Genomic DNA, 13,353 nt, shown 5'->3' on the forward strand with positions numbered 1-13,353 from the left:
CTTTTCAAAATCCTTGTTTGTTACAATAGCTGATCAGAAAAGGTATTACGGATTCCTGAATGAGCCAGCTGTTACATCAATTACTCTTTGATCAGGCTGAAAAAGCACCTCTGCATGAGGCTCTGGGGGTGAAATCTCAGTGGTATGATTATGCTTCGGTTGCCTTGCACGTAAAAAGTGTAGCCTCAGGCTTGCAGAGACTGGGACTATCCAGACATGAGAGGGTGGCTGTTTATCTGCCAAAAACCGCTGAGGCTGTTTTCAGTTATTTTGGAGCAACGGCAGCCGGTGGGGTCATGGTTCCGGTCAATCCTGTGTTAAAAGCGCCTCAGGTGCGGCATATTCTGACGGATTGTAAAGCCAGAGTTCTGATCACGAATAAGGCTCGCTTCAGGCAGATGGAGGCCAGCCTGACTGATTGCCACGATCTGAGTCATGTCATTCTGGTGGATGGGTTCTCTGAGGAAGAAAGTCGTGTTCGGGTTATTGCCTGGCCAGACTTCCTGAAGGAAGAGGGCACGTGGTCTCAACCGCTCACTATTGATATGGATATGGCGGCCATTCTCTACACCTCCGGAAGTACCGGTAAGCCCAAGGGGGTCGTGCTTTCTCATCGTAATATGGTGGCCGGGGCGTATAGTGTCTCTGAATATCTCGGGAATACCGATCAGGATCGACTTTTATGTGTACTGCCATTTAGTTTTGACTATGGTTTCAGCCAATTAACCACTGCCTTTGCCTCCGGTGCCAGCTGCTACCTGCTGGAGTATCTGCTGCCCGGAGATATCATCAAACAGGTGGCTCAGCAGAAGATTACCGGCCTGGCTCTGGTGCCTCCTCTTTGGGTGCAGCTTTCTGAAATGAGCTGGCCTGAAGAAGCGGCAGTGAGTCTGAGGTATTTCACGAATTCGGGTGGGGCTATGCCATCGTCAATACTGGATGCGCTTAGAAATAAAATGCCACAGGCTTCACCTTATTTAATGTATGGCTTGACGGAAGCTTTTCGATCGAGCTATTTGCCACCTGAAGACGTGGATCATCGTCCAGGTTCTATGGGCAGGGCTATTCCCAATGCTGAATTACTGGTCATCAATGAGAGTGGGCTACCCTGTAAACCCCATGAGCCGGGTGAGCTGGTTCACCGGGGAAGTCTGGTGGCGCTCGGTTATTGGAATGACCCTGAACGAACCAGAGAGCGTTTCAAACCTGTACCTTTGTCTATTCAGGAAATCCCAACCCCTGAGCTGGCTGTCTGGTCGGGTGATATTGTCACCCGGGATGAAGACGGTTATTTGCATTTTGTTGGCCGCAAGGATGACATGATCAAGACGTCGGGCTACCGGGTGAGTCCCAGTGAGCTTGAGGAGCTAATGTACACATCCGGGATGGTGGCTGAAGCAGCGGCTATTGGTGTTTCCCATCACCGGCTGGGTCAGGCTATCGTGCTAGTCGTGGTATCTGCGACAGATGGGCCTGTTGAAGAGAAAGCGGTTATCAAACATTTCCAAAAACACGTGCCAACCTACATGGTGCCTTTGCGGGTGATTACTCAAAGTGCTTTAGCCAGAAATCCAAACGGCAAAATTGACCGAAAAACCTTAGCTGCAGAGTACGAAAATCTGTTTGTATCCGGAGAAAATAAATGAGCAAGCAGCACGATCGTCTGCAGAGAATTTCAGTTAAGAATAATCGTCTTCAGGTCGCAGGTCGTCCTGCTGATCAGCTGGTTGCCATGGCGGGCGGAACACCTTGTTACATATACGACAGAAAGTCTCTCACTGAGCGTGTTCGGTCTCTGCGTACGGTGATGCCTTCTGACTTAAAGATGCATTATGCGATCAAAGCCAACCCAATGCCCGCCGTTGTTCATCATATGGCAGGTCTGGTGGATGGCCTGGATGTGGCCTCCCAGAGGGAGATGATGGTTGCTATCGGTTCGGGTGTTGATCCTGAATCGATTAGCTTTGCCGGGCCAGCAAAAAAAGTAGAAGAACTCAGGGCGGCTGTCGCTGCGAGCATAGTGATTAATGTCGAATCCAGCCTGGAACTGGAAAGGCTTTATCAGCTTTCCTCTGAACTGCAGTTGAAGCCCAAAGTAGCTTTTCGCGTCAATCCAGACTTTGAGCTTAAGTCGTCTGGCATGAAAATGGCTGGCGGCCCAAAGCAGTTTGGTATTGATGCTGAATTAATGCCTGAAATGTTATCTGAGCTGGATACCGGAAAAGTGGACTTCTATGGTTTTCATATTTTTTCCGGATCACAGAATCTGAATGCAGATGCGTTGATTGATGCTCATGGGAAAACATTTGAGCTGGCTGCACGACTCTGTGAGTTGGCTCCTGTCCCGGTTCGGCATATCAACATTGGTGGTGGTCTGGGGATTCCTTATTTTCCGGGTGAGCAGGCACTGGAAATTATCCCCATTGCTGAACATCTTCAAAAGCTGATGGAGGCTCGTACGGGCCGATTAAAAAATGCTGAGCTGGTTATGGAGTTAGGTCGATACCTGGTCGCAGAAGCGGGTTACTACTTCTGCCAGGTTACGGATAAAAAAGCATCCAGAGGTCAGACTTTCCTGATGACCGATGGCGGGCTGCATCATCACCTGTCAAACTCGGGAAATTTTGGGCAGGTTATCCGTAAAAACTACCCTGTTCTGATTGCTAATCGCATCGCATCGGAAGAGAAAGAAACCGTTGAGATCGTTGGACCATTATGCACCCCCCTGGATATTGTTGGGGCCAAGCTGGAGTTGCCTGTGGCAGATGTGGGTGATCTGGTTGTTGTGTTTCAGTCGGGTGCTTACGGAGCTACGGCCAGTCCGCAGAAGTTCCTGAGTCATCCTGAAGTGAAAGAGCTTCTGGTTTGAGACAGGTCAGTCGGTATCGACAGGTTTGCGAAGGTAATGGCTATGGTCTACACATTTTGTACGCATTATTGTACGAATCTTTACATACGAATAAAACGGGTGAGAGAGTATGGAAACTGTTCAGGTGAAAGTATCTGACTTTCGAGAAAACTTGCAGGTCTGGCTTGCACGGGTCAGCAATGGAGAAAGCTTGGCCCTATCCAGACATGGTAAAATTATCGCACGTATTATCCCTGAGCCAGATGGGGAGAGTGAGGCCAGAAACAGGCTAAACAAAATGGCTTCTCAATGCCAGATAGGAGATGTTATTTCATCGCTCGGCGAAAGCTGGGATGCCGAGAAGTGATCATCCTGGATACGCATGTGCTGATATTTGATGCTATCGCCCCAGACAAATTGTCAGCTAAAGCGCACAAAACTCTCGAAGCAGGAAGAGAGAAAGGCGAACTCGAACTCGCATGCTGTGATATTTCTATGTGGGAAATTTCTATGCTGTTAGCAAAAAAGCGTTTGACCCTTAGTGTGGATATTAGTAGCTTTCTTAAAGATGTTATTAGTGCTAACAGGCTTACTGTACTTCCTATATCACCAGAGATTGCAAAACTCTCTATCAGCTCTTGTTTTAGCCATAAGGATCCTGCTGATCGTTTCATTGGTGCCACCGCGATCTACTACCAGGCATATTTGGTAACATGTGATAGTAAACTTACTGCGGTAAGAGAATTGAAGACATTGTGGTGATTGCCAGCCAGTTATGTTGGCCTATCTGTAAAGCAATGAGTGTCAGGGCATTACAGGCCGATGAGCGGTGGCTCGCGGGAAAACGATTGTTGCTGTCTCGTTTGAAATTTTTTTCTCAGCAGAAGCAGTACAGAGGCAGTATTTCGGCAGACAAAGTGAATGCCAGTTACTCAGGTTTAGTGGTGTTGGCGACACCCTGTAGTGCTGTTTTTGTTGCTCAGGGCGAACGTTATGGGACATAACAGCTTGGCTGTTGGCCACAACATATAGCCTTTTTATTTCGTAGTTTATAAACTACAATTTATTATATGATCACCATTAGAGAAACTGAAACCTATCGTAATTGGGAGCGCAAGTTAAAGGATGCCCGGGCAAAAGCCACCATAGCAGCTCGAATATTTCGCTTGGCTAACGGCCTTCCTGGTGATGTTTCCCCAGTTGGTCAGGGGGTCAGCGAGCTGAGAGTTCATTATGGCCCCGGATACCGAGTGTACTTCCGCCAACAAGGAGGCGAGATCATTCTTCTGCTGTGTGGAGGGAACAAGAGCACGCAGAGCAAAGATATAGAACTTGCAAAACAGCTGGCAAAACAATGGAGGAAAAAATGATGACTGAACCCGTATACGATTACGATCCCGCAGAAGCACTGTACAGCCCGGAAGCCAGAGAGGTGTTTATTACTGATGCTTTTGAGACTGGTGACGCTTCTTATATTGCCAAGGCTCTGGGGGTTGTTGCCCGGGCTGAGGGTATGAGCAACGTTGCCAGACAAACCGGCCTTTCCCGTGAGCAACTGTATCGCTCATTTAGCGAAGACGGAAACCCAACATTAAAAACCATCCTGAGCGTTATGCAGGCTCTGGGTTTTGGCATCACTCCAAAATCTCAAAAAGCCTGACACATTGGGCTGATTTCGGGACAAAAAACGACTCAGGAAGCTCGGTTAATATAGCTCAACAAGCTACCAACTGTTTCGAAGATGGTCGCATCAATATCATCATCGGCTATGTTGATGCCAAAAGACTCTTCCATAGCGGTAATCACCCCCACTACGGCCATGGAGTCAAACTCAGGAAGAGCACCCAGAAGTTGGGTCTCTTCGTCAAAGGTCTGGGTCTCGACCTCCAGCACTTCCGCCAGTATCGTTTTGAGTTCGTCAATGTGTGCCATTTATGTTTCCTGGTACTGCCGATCTGGAGTCCGGCCCTTGAACAGACTGTGCAAATAAATCAGAGGGGCAACTCTATAGAGTTTCAGGGTTAGTATCAAGCTGGTGGTGTTGGTGTGTTTGCTGCGTTCTGCTCAGTTCATCAAGGACAGCAAATAGCGCCCATAACCACTCTTCAGGAGACCTGTTGCCAGTTCTTGAAACTCTAAGTCATTAATCCAGCCATTCCTCCAGGCAATTTCTTCCAGAGCCGCAATTTTCAAGCCCTGACGTTTCTCTATTGTTTGTACGAAGTGGCTGGCTTCAAGAAGTGCATCGTGAGTACCTGTATCCAGCCAGGCCATGCCTCTGCCCATCACTTCAACCTTAAGTTTTCGCAGCTCAAGGTAGATCTGATTGACGGTCGTTATCTCCAGCTCACCCCTTTCGGATGGTCGAACCTCTTTGGCAATATCAATGACTTGGTTATCGTAAAAATACAGCCCTGTTACAGCGTGGCGTGACTTGGGTGCAGTGGGCTTTTCCTGGATTGATATTGCTGTTCCATCATCGTCAAATTCAACGACACCATAGCGTTTGGGGTCTTGAACAGGGTAGGCAAAAACGGTGGCGCAGTCATTGCTTCGAAGAACCGCCTGCTGCATCATGCTGGCTAGCTTGTCGCCGAAAAACAGATTGTCTCCCAGAACCAGTGCGCAAGGATCATTGCCAAGAAATCTCGAGCCAATGATAAAAGCTTGTGCCAGTCCATCTGGGGAAGGTTGCACCTCGTAATGGATAGAGCATCCCCACTGTCGGCCGCTTCCAAGAAGACGCTGGAATTGCTTTTGATCCTCAGGTGTCGTTATGACAAGAATCTCTCTGATGCCCGCCAGCATGAGTGTGCTGAGTGGGTAATAGATCATTGGTTTGTCATACACAGGGGTTAACTGTTTGGATACAGCTTGAGTGACTGGATAGAGTCGTTTGCCAGACCCACCGGCAAGAATAATCCCTTTCATAGTACTATTTGCTCTCTATACTCAGGCGCTGTCTCTGGTAGTTGCCGGACTGGACGGCTTGGCACCAGGGGTGATTCTCGAGATACCAGAGTGTTGTGTTTTTGATGCCTGACTCAAAGGTCACTTCCGGGACCCACCCCAGTTCTCTGGCAATATTGCCGACATCAATAGCGTAGCGAACTTCTGTTTCACCCAAACCACCATAAACCTCGTCAGTAGAAATATGGTTAAACCTGAACCTCTGTCTGGATTCTATCGATAATCCGAGCCAATTTTTTCTGGTTGACTTCAGTAGAGAGAATGCACCTACTATGTTGTTTTGAATAAAGTCGGCAGAGTCATCGATAGAGCAGTCAACGTGAGTTTCAGCAGCCAAATGCATAATAGCATCGGGTTGATAGTGAGCCAGTAATTCTTCAATGGCTTGAGCGTGGCAAATATCAACCTTTTGAAAGTGATGGCGGAGGTGATCCATTGTTTCGGTCAAAGGGTCAAGGGTAACAGCATAGGCAAGTTTATCTACGTTGATGACATGGTGATCTGTCTGGCTGATGATATATCTCACCAGTGCCTCACCCATGAAACCGGCACCTCCGGTGATCACGATGTTCATTTGCCTGAAGCCTTATCCTCAGAGGGGTATGATTTGTATTTTGCTCCAATCACCAAACCGACTGGCAGCCAGAAAATCAGCCAGACTTCATCTGGAATGATGATAAGGCGTGATACTTCTGTCAACATGCAACTCATTCCATAAACAAGAAGGAAGAAACTGACTTTTACAAGCCTGTTTTGCCAATGTTTCTTGATAAGTATGATGGTTGAGCCAACGATTCCAGCAAACAAGGAAAAACCCGTAAGTCCGTAATTCACTATGGATTGGAGGTAGTAATTATGAGCGTAGAGAAAGTAAGTTCCTTTCCAGGGAATGGTCATCTTATAATCCACGCCACGACCGAGCCATACACTTTCCGAGATGTGCTTCAGGCTGGCTAGCCAGATTGGCACTCGGCCATTCAGAGTGGAGTCATTGTTAATATCGAAAAATGTATCCTGAAAAAGATACATACCGATGATGGCTATTAAGATACCCAGCATCAGAAAAAATTTGGTTTGTTTGCTCCTGATGATCAAACATGCCGAAAGCAAGGCTATGGCTGTTGCCAGCTGTGGTCCTCGAGAGCCTGTCATGAGTACATATAGAAGTAGGGTGCATACACCCAGTGCGGACAGAATCAATTGCCATGGCTTTAGCAGAGTTGTACAGGTCCAGCTAAAAAGCAATGTTGCGATCGCGCCAAAATAAATACCTGAGGGAATGGGGTTGTTAAAATCTCCCAGCCCGGCAATACCCATGCTGAATATTCTGTATGATCGATATTGGAAACTATGACCCTGTATCAGATATTGATTGGTCAGTGCCACAGCGGCACCTAATACGGCAATTGCGGCAGATGCAAGCAATGCTTTTTCAAGCAAGTGCCCTTTTTGAGAGAGCCTGACGATTGCATAAAGGTACATAGATATATATAGACATTTTTTCAATACATCAATCCAGGGCTTTTGGGAGCTACCCCACCACCAAGAAGCAATAGCCAGAAGCAGAAAGCCAGCGATGCACATTTCTTGCCTGTCTGGTCGCCAGTCTTTCCATCGGTTGAAGTTGAGGAGGAAACAAATTAGGGCTGGAAACAGAAGCCAAGTGTAGGTTTGGCTGACATCCGCCCCTCGACCAAGCCAGTGAATGCCCGATATCTGGACAGCCAGCCCGAGTGGGAGTATGAACTTTACTAGGTTATTGTCAATTCGTGAAACGGTCATTAGAAGGTGTTAATACTCAAACAAGCGCGAAAGTATAGTATCGGGTGACAGGTAAAAAAATGTAAGCTTCGAACATGAATGCAGGGTCCAAGTTTATCCAGAAGTTTTAGAGGTACTTTTGTACATAGTCATTCTATGGAAGGTAAGACAATATGATACAATGATGATACATCGAATTTTAAGTTAACCAGAAAATGCCTTCAGTATCTGTCATCATTGCCTCCTTTAATCATGCTCAATACGTAGCTCGATCCATTGAGAGTGTTGTTCGGCAGACCTTCCAAGATTATGAACTGATCGTGATTGATGATGGCTCGACGGATGAAAGTGTCAAAATTATCCAGACTTTACAAGATAAGCATGATTTTCAGTTTATTGTACAAGAAAACATGGGACTGGCAAAAACTCTCAACAGGGCCCTGGTCCTGACATCAGGTGAGTTTATCATTCCCTTTGGGTCGGACGATATCATGATGCTGGATAGAGTCGAAAAACAAGTATCCTATATGAAACAGAATCCTCACCTGGCTATCAGTGGAGGAAATATATTATGCATAGATGGACAGGGGCAGCTCCACAGAGCCCAAAAAATATATCCAGAGCGAGTGTTGGAATTTGACGATATTTACAGGAATCGCAAGAAAGGAGTACCTGCGCCTACCCTTATGCTTCGCAAGGATGTATTGCTTGAAGCGGGAGGCTTTGATCCTGAGATTCGTCTAGAAGACCTTTACATTGAATTCAAGATTACCTCAATGGGCTATCAGATAGGTGTGCTTAATGATGTGCTTGCCTATTATCGTATTCACGACACCAATACTTATAAGAATCTGGAGTTGATGTTGAATGCAGTGCTGGCTACCTACAAGTGCTTTTCAGATCACCCCAAATATGAGCAGATGAGGCTGCGAACTTTGCACAGTTATTTGTTGATGGCAGTAAAGTCAGATAAGCCGTTGGCCAAAAAGATTCTTTCAATGATTCCTCTCAATGCCTATCGAGCCAAGACATTGAGGGGGATTTTTAAACTTCTGTTTGCAAAATAACCTATCAGTCAGGCTACCCGGCCCAGAGGTACCTACGGTGAGTAACAAGAAGCAGATTTTACAGCTTCAGAACAGTTTTAATGTCATGTCATCGGACTTGGCAGAACAAATCATCAAGGCACTGCCAGCTGATCAATATGAAATTACAACAGCCTTTCTAAAAGGAAAGCCAGAAGCAGGGCAGCCTGTCAGTGCTGCCGGTAAATCTGTCTATTTTGATTTTAGTAGCAAGCAGCTAAAAGGAATTCGACGCTGGTTTGCTATACGACAAGTATTACGATTTTGTCGGGATCATCATTTTGATGGCATCATTTGCCATCGCTTCAAACCGACTCACATCATGCTCAATCTGGCCAGGAAGCTGAACACAAAAGCTTTTATCAGTATCGCCCATGGTTTTGGTGATTATGACCGCTCTTATCGGCAAAAGCTGGTTAACAGGCTGGCTGATGACCGCTGGTGCTTTGTAGGGGTATCCAGGCCTGTTCAGGACTATCTTATGAGCACTATAAATCGCTTAAATGAGAATAATACGGCAGCGATCAGCAATGCTATTGACATTGAGCAGGCCGTTTCTATTCAGCTAAGCCAGGAGCAGGCGAGGCAGGAACTGGGACTGCCTGATGATCGCTTTATTTTTGGCACAATAGGTCGATTGGTCGAGATCAAAGGTCATGCTGTAATGATTGATGCTCTGGCTCAGGTTAACAGGAAATACCCGACAGCAGCAGTAGCCATCATTGGTTACGGTGAAGAAGAGCAAAACCTCAGGCAAAAGATCAGTGACCTTGGTTTGCAAAACAGTGTTTTTCTGCTGGGAAAAAGAGCAGAGGCTATTAAATATGTTAAGGCGTTTGATGTCTTTACTCTGCCTTCCTTCACCGAAGGTCTGCCCCTTGCGTTACTGGAAGGCATGTCAGGAGCATTACCTGTCATTGGGTCAGATATAGATACCATAAAGCCTTACATAGAAGGGCTGGGCCAGGTTTGTAAAGCGGGTGATTCAGAGAGTTTGGCTCAGGCCATGGAGTATTATCTTTCACTGCCAGCTGCTGCAAGGGCAGAGGAAGGTCGCCATCTCTATGAGGTGCTTTGCACAAGACATAATATTAATGATTTTCGAGAGTCCTATCGCAATCTGATGGATGAGATGCTGACCAGAACAGCTTAGCTATACACAATAAAAAAACTGGATACATTGAAATATGAAATCATTATTCAGAAGCCCTGAAACTTTTGGGTATTGTTGCAGTGCTGGTTGCATTAGCTGCAAGTATGTATCTATGCACTAGCTGGCTCTGTGCACCCGTTTGGCCCTTCAGGTTCCATTGCATCTCTGCCCCCTGTCACCGGCGATGCAGTGAAACTGACCGGTGCATTCTCATACACCCTGAATGACTCAGAGCAAAAAAATAAAATAATGGCCATAGAGATGAACCATTACTTGCGAAGACCTCTCCGATTCAAAACGTGGCTAAGAAAGCGTCTGCAAAAAGCTCTGATCAAACGTGATCAGCCAGATTTTTTTGAAGATGAGTTTTTCCGAAAGGCGGTCAGATCCAATGAGTTATTTTTCTATTAACGCTTTGATGATCTTCTCCAGCTGAATAGCATTGCCCTCAATGCTTTTCTAGAATAGCTGGATTTAAAGAAAGTAGAAGGCGATTGCCTGACTGCCTGGCAATAGTACTCCAAGGCGTGTTGGTATTCACCGGCAACATACAGAGATCTGAAAATAGAGAGCAGTCGTCTGGTTTCATACTTTGACTTCAGTGACATAAACTTGCAAGGAAGTCTCGTCGGGCTGAAGACCTCATCGATGAGGTCCAAACCAACAGATAGATCAAGCTTCACGTTGTTTCTCATGCTGTCATCGTGTTTATGTATTTTGGCGACAGGCTTGTTGAGTGTGATGCATTGATAGTTAGCCAGCACATAAGCAAACATGGGGATGTCTTCAACGCATCTAAAGTGAACAGGATACTGATACCCGTCAAAGATCTCCCTGTGCATGGCCGTTGCACCGTTGGCAATAGGCAGTTCATCCTTCAAAAGATACATTTTGAATAGGGCTGTATTATCGTTGGGAACTTTCGGTCTGGGCCGGAAGCGTTCCCTGCCATCAGGTTCCACAGAAATATGAGCGCCAATCACCATACTTACCTCAGGGTATGAATGAATGGCTTGACTCAGACTCCCAAGAGAATGTTCGACCAACTCATCATCGGCATCAAGAAACATTAAATACTGACCAGAAGTCTCCAAAACGCCGCGGTTTCTGGTAGCAGCTAAACCTTTATTAGGTTGAGTAATGGCCCGAAAAGTGCCTGGGTATTGTGCTGTCAACTCGCTGATGACCACTTCCGTATCATCTTGTGAGCCATCATTAATAACCAGCAGCTCATAATCCTTGCATTTCTGTGCTAAGACTGACTTTACAGAGCGTTTTAGAGTATGGGCGTAGTTATAGCAGGGGATGACAATACTGAATAAAGGGGCAGTCATAATGAAGAAGGATCAACAATATCTTTGCTGAGTTGGTTGATAACAGGTGTAAAGAAGGGACTGGCTTGAGGTTCATCTCTCCAGTTCCGGGCGAAACGTGCAAGATCCTTAGGGTATTGCCTTAGATAGGTAGACGAACACGGGTAGCTGGCCAAAGAGTCCAGATCTATCAACAAAGGCCGGTGGTTCTGAATAATGAAATTCTGTCCTTTCAAATCTCCATGAATAATCAGAGATCGCTTCAAGGTGTAAAGGATGTCATCTATTTCCTTAGCAACGACGGGCCACTCGGGCTGAGGCTCAGCGCCTTCAGCAAAATATTTCATAGCATGAATACTTACGACATATTCATGAATAACGAAGCTGGTCTGTTTCAAAGGCCCCCAGCGCTTCTCCAGCAAGGCAACGGGTCGTGCTGTCGGGACACCAATGCTTTCCAGCAGCTGGGCTGCATACCAGGTGACCGCAGCTCTTGAGGGAATCAGGCTACGAGTCAGACTGTAGAGAAAGCCTCTGGAATTGTACCTTTTGATGAAATACTGTTTTTTACCGGATGTCGCAACAGCAACGGTCGTGGCTTTTCCTGTCTTGATGATATGTCCCTGTCTGATAAAGGCGTCGGGCTCAGTAAGAAGGTTTGAAAGCTCCGGGCATTCATCTCTCTGATCGGTAATAGCCAATTGAAACCAGGACTTCTGATAACTAAATCCTGTCCTGGGTTTCAGACATTCTTGTAGCTTTAATTCTTTCTGCTTGCGGATGCGCTGTACTTCGTTCAATAGCTCTGGCGGAGCGTTGTGCGCCTCAAGAAGGCGATCAAACTTGGGTGGTAGTTGTGCAAAATGTTCAGGGCGTTCATTAGCCAACAGAGCCTGATAAATAAATTCAGACTTTTGAGAATCAGAACTCAGTGTATGCCACTTCTGAAGGAATGGGTCAGGCATATTACTCCCTTCCTTCGAAAAAGTTCAGGATTTTTCGGATTCGAACCTTGTCGCTCGCTTTGAGTCGGCCTCCACAATAGAGTTGATAAAACTTTAGCCGTTGAGTGCGTGAAAGATGCTGCTTGCCCATCTTATCAAGGCAGGCCAGATCTTTGGTAATCCCTCGCTCCAGGAAAAAGGGAAGAACCTTCTGGCCAGCAGGACAATCAATGAAACAGATTTCAGGATTTTCATTCTGTGAAACCAGAATATTTCGCCACTTGAGATCAGTGTGGATGAAGCTCTGGTTATGCATGGTTCTGACCGCTGGAGCTAACTGCTCAATAACTTTGGCCATCCAGGTCCGATCTTTCAGCCAATGAATACTGTCTCTGACCATCTGGCGAAGATCCAGAGTATTGGGTGCCTCTTCGGTCACCAGTGCGCCGCGCGTCATAATGCCCCATTGAATTTCCTGCCCATAGGCGACCACTTTGGCGGCAGGAATACCGTGTTCACGGAAAAACAGCATGCTTTCCCATTCCCCCCGGATACGGCTTCTGCCAATGTACCGGCGAAGATTTTTCCCGCCTCCGGTATACCGTTTCAGGTAGTAGCCTTTACCACCAATTTCGGTACGGCACATGGAACTGATGATATCCCGGGTAATTTCAACACCTGTCATGGCAAAAGTGCTTTCGAGCGTAGAGACAGCATTGCCAACCGGCGTGTCATTATAGGATTCCGTCAGTGTCCAGCTGGACGACATCAAAAAAGGAATGTGCATATTGTAAGTGGCCCATAAGTGGGCGGAATCTTCATGAATTCAAAGCTTGGATATTTCGGTTACAGAGGGTATTTCAGACGGTCTTTCACATCAGGAATCGTAGTGATAACGACAGGAAATAATACCGGGAAACATGCCTATTGCTTGAGAGAGTTGGCTGATAGCAGCTTTAGTGAAAACCCCTTCTTTCAAGAAAGCAGAGCATTCACTTTCAAGAATTAATGTTGTCTGTGCAAATTTATCTGCTTCAGATTCCTGTCTGATATATTGTTGATCTTTAGAATCATTTTCTAAGAATGTAATTCTTTTACCATGTAGCAAAACTTCTTCACCGTCCCTTTGACTGCATTTGTCAGGTGGCGGTTACCCGCTGTGTCAGGATAGATGTCGCCTCTTTTGATTCATGACTCTCAATAATTGAGAGCATACAAAAAGAGGCTGTTATGACTCGCTACTCCAAAGAAATGAAAGAGTCCATTATCCAGAAGATGA

16 protein-coding genes are annotated in these 13,353 nt (G+C 46.3%); 8 read left to right on the forward strand and 8 right to left on the reverse strand.

The window, feature by feature from the left end:
* Positions 1–59: 59 nt before the first annotated feature.
* The 6 genes from KBW69_RS10990 (at position 60) to KBW69_RS11015 (ending at position 4,508) form a co-directional block, all read left to right on the forward strand.
* Positions 60–1,646, forward strand: coding sequence for an acyl-CoA ligase (AMP-forming), exosortase A system-associated (locus KBW69_RS10990; RefSeq protein WP_257280876.1), 1,587 nt, complete (start codon positions 60–62; stop codon positions 1,644–1,646).
* On the forward strand, positions 1,643–2,869 hold the full coding sequence (locus KBW69_RS10995; protein WP_257280877.1) for a pyridoxal-dependent decarboxylase, exosortase A system-associated: 1,227 nt from the start codon (positions 1,643–1,645) through the stop codon (positions 2,867–2,869). Before KBW69_RS10990 ends, KBW69_RS10995 begins: the two co-directional genes overlap by 4 nt.
* Positions 2,870–2,978: 109 nt before the next feature.
* Entirely contained in the window at positions 2,979–3,215 is a 237-nt protein-coding gene (locus tag KBW69_RS11000) for a type II toxin-antitoxin system Phd/YefM family antitoxin (protein WP_257280878.1), read from the forward strand.
* Positions 3,212–3,610 carry a type II toxin-antitoxin system VapC family toxin gene (locus KBW69_RS11005; protein ID WP_257280879.1) on the forward strand — a complete coding sequence of 133 codons (399 nt, stop codon included), beginning with the start codon at positions 3,212–3,214 and terminating at the stop codon, positions 3,608–3,610. Before KBW69_RS11000 ends, KBW69_RS11005 begins: the two co-directional genes overlap by 4 nt.
* A 308-nt stretch (positions 3,611–3,918) precedes the next feature.
* Positions 3,919–4,218 carry a type II toxin-antitoxin system RelE/ParE family toxin gene (locus tag KBW69_RS11010; protein WP_257255170.1) on the forward strand — a complete coding sequence of 100 codons (300 nt, stop codon included), beginning with the start codon at positions 3,919–3,921 and terminating at the stop codon, positions 4,216–4,218.
* Positions 4,215–4,508 carry an addiction module antidote protein gene (locus KBW69_RS11015; protein ID WP_257255169.1) on the forward strand — a complete coding sequence of 98 codons (294 nt, stop codon included), beginning with the start codon at positions 4,215–4,217 and terminating at the stop codon, positions 4,506–4,508. The genes KBW69_RS11010 and KBW69_RS11015 overlap by 4 nt, the downstream gene beginning before the upstream one ends.
* Positions 4,509–4,540: 32 nt before the next feature.
* Here KBW69_RS11015 and KBW69_RS11020 read toward each other — a convergent pair whose 3' ends face one another.
* From KBW69_RS11020 to KBW69_RS11035, 4 genes are all read right to left on the reverse strand, one after another.
* On the reverse strand, positions 4,541–4,780 hold the full coding sequence (locus KBW69_RS11020; RefSeq protein ID WP_257255167.1) for an acyl carrier protein: 240 nt from the start codon (positions 4,778–4,780) through the stop codon (positions 4,541–4,543).
* A gap of 132 nt (positions 4,781–4,912) precedes the next feature.
* Entirely contained in the window at positions 4,913–5,779 is an 867-nt protein-coding gene (gene rfbA / locus KBW69_RS11025; RefSeq protein WP_257280880.1) for a glucose-1-phosphate thymidylyltransferase RfbA, read from the reverse strand.
* Positions 5,780–5,783: 4 nt separating this feature from the next.
* Positions 5,784–6,392 carry a GDP-mannose 4,6-dehydratase gene (locus KBW69_RS11030; RefSeq protein ID WP_257280881.1) on the reverse strand — a complete coding sequence of 203 codons (609 nt, stop codon included), beginning with the start codon at positions 6,390–6,392 and terminating at the stop codon, positions 5,784–5,786.
* Complete coding sequence (locus tag KBW69_RS11035) at positions 6,389–7,402, reverse strand: O-antigen ligase (RefSeq protein WP_257280882.1); 1,014 nt, start codon at positions 7,400–7,402, stop codon at positions 6,389–6,391. The genes KBW69_RS11030 and KBW69_RS11035 overlap by 4 nt, the downstream gene beginning before the upstream one ends.
* Positions 7,403–7,794: 392 nt before the next feature.
* Between KBW69_RS11035 and KBW69_RS11040 the strand changes: the two genes are divergently transcribed.
* Both KBW69_RS11040 and KBW69_RS11045 read left to right on the forward strand, forming a co-directional pair.
* A complete protein-coding gene (locus KBW69_RS11040; RefSeq protein ID WP_257280883.1) occupies positions 7,795–8,646 on the forward strand; it encodes a glycosyltransferase in 852 nt (283 codons plus the stop codon).
* 37 nt (positions 8,647–8,683) lie between these two features.
* On the forward strand, positions 8,684–9,817 hold the full coding sequence (locus KBW69_RS11045; protein WP_257280884.1) for a glycosyltransferase: 1,134 nt from the start codon (positions 8,684–8,686) through the stop codon (positions 9,815–9,817).
* A gap of 407 nt (positions 9,818–10,224) precedes the next feature.
* Here the strand turns inward: KBW69_RS11045 and KBW69_RS11050 are convergent, their stop codons facing one another.
* From KBW69_RS11050 to KBW69_RS11065, 4 genes are all read right to left on the reverse strand, one after another.
* The gene (locus tag KBW69_RS11050; protein ID WP_257254540.1) at positions 10,225–11,151 is read right to left on the reverse strand and encodes a glycosyltransferase family A protein; all 927 of its coding nucleotides are present in this window, start codon (positions 11,149–11,151) and stop codon (positions 10,225–10,227) included.
* Positions 11,148–12,095, reverse strand: coding sequence for a lipopolysaccharide kinase InaA family protein (locus KBW69_RS11055; RefSeq protein WP_257254539.1), 948 nt, complete (start codon positions 12,093–12,095; stop codon positions 11,148–11,150). The genes KBW69_RS11050 and KBW69_RS11055 overlap by 4 nt, the downstream gene beginning before the upstream one ends.
* Position 12,096: 1 nt before the next feature.
* Entirely contained in the window at positions 12,097–12,861 is a 765-nt protein-coding gene (locus KBW69_RS11060; RefSeq protein WP_257254538.1) for a lipopolysaccharide kinase InaA family protein, read from the reverse strand.
* Between the two features lie 90 nt (positions 12,862–12,951).
* The gene (locus tag KBW69_RS11065) at positions 12,952–13,182 is read right to left on the reverse strand and encodes a hypothetical protein (protein ID WP_257254537.1); all 231 of its coding nucleotides are present in this window, start codon (positions 13,180–13,182) and stop codon (positions 12,952–12,954) included.
* Positions 13,183–13,353 lie beyond the last annotated feature (171 nt).

The organism is Endozoicomonas sp. ISHI1 (assembly GCF_024606225.1).
Classification (GTDB): Bacteria; Pseudomonadota; Gammaproteobacteria; order Pseudomonadales; family Endozoicomonadaceae; genus Endozoicomonas_A.

What these genes read in the sequence shown, in the direction of transcription:
- KBW69_RS10990 (WP_257280876.1), top strand. Translation starts at nt 60, where the DNA reads ATGAGCCAGCTGTTACATCAATTACTCTTTGATCAGGCTGAAAAAGCA.
- KBW69_RS10995 (WP_257280877.1), top strand. Translation starts at nt 1,643, where the DNA reads ATGAGCAAGCAGCACGATCGTCTGCAGAGAATTTCAGTTAAGAATAAT.
- rfbA (WP_257280880.1), bottom strand. Translation starts at nt 5,779, where the DNA reads ATGAAAGGGATTATTCTTGCCGGTGGGTCTGGCAAACGACTCTATCCA.
- KBW69_RS11040 (WP_257280883.1), top strand. Translation starts at nt 7,795, where the DNA reads ATGCCTTCAGTATCTGTCATCATTGCCTCCTTTAATCATGCTCAATAC.
- KBW69_RS11050 (WP_257254540.1), bottom strand. Translation starts at nt 11,151, where the DNA reads ATGACTGCCCCTTTATTCAGTATTGTCATCCCCTGCTATAACTACGCC.
- KBW69_RS11010 (WP_257255170.1), top strand. Translation starts at nt 3,919, where the DNA reads ATGATCACCATTAGAGAAACTGAAACCTATCGTAATTGGGAGCGCAAG.
- KBW69_RS11000 (WP_257280878.1), top strand. Translation starts at nt 2,979, where the DNA reads ATGGAAACTGTTCAGGTGAAAGTATCTGACTTTCGAGAAAACTTGCAG.
- KBW69_RS11030 (WP_257280881.1), bottom strand. Translation starts at nt 6,392, where the DNA reads ATGAACATCGTGATCACCGGAGGTGCCGGTTTCATGGGTGAGGCACTG.
- KBW69_RS11020 (WP_257255167.1), bottom strand. Translation starts at nt 4,780, where the DNA reads ATGGCACACATTGACGAACTCAAAACGATACTGGCGGAAGTGCTGGAG.
- KBW69_RS11035 (WP_257280882.1), bottom strand. Translation starts at nt 7,402, where the DNA reads ATGTGCATCGCTGGCTTTCTGCTTCTGGCTATTGCTTCTTGGTGGTGG.
- KBW69_RS11060 (WP_257254538.1), bottom strand. Translation starts at nt 12,861, where the DNA reads ATGCACATTCCTTTTTTGATGTCGTCCAGCTGGACACTGACGGAATCC.
- KBW69_RS11015 (WP_257255169.1), top strand. Translation starts at nt 4,215, where the DNA reads ATGATGACTGAACCCGTATACGATTACGATCCCGCAGAAGCACTGTAC.
- KBW69_RS11055 (WP_257254539.1), bottom strand. Translation starts at nt 12,095, where the DNA reads ATGCCTGACCCATTCCTTCAGAAGTGGCATACACTGAGTTCTGATTCT.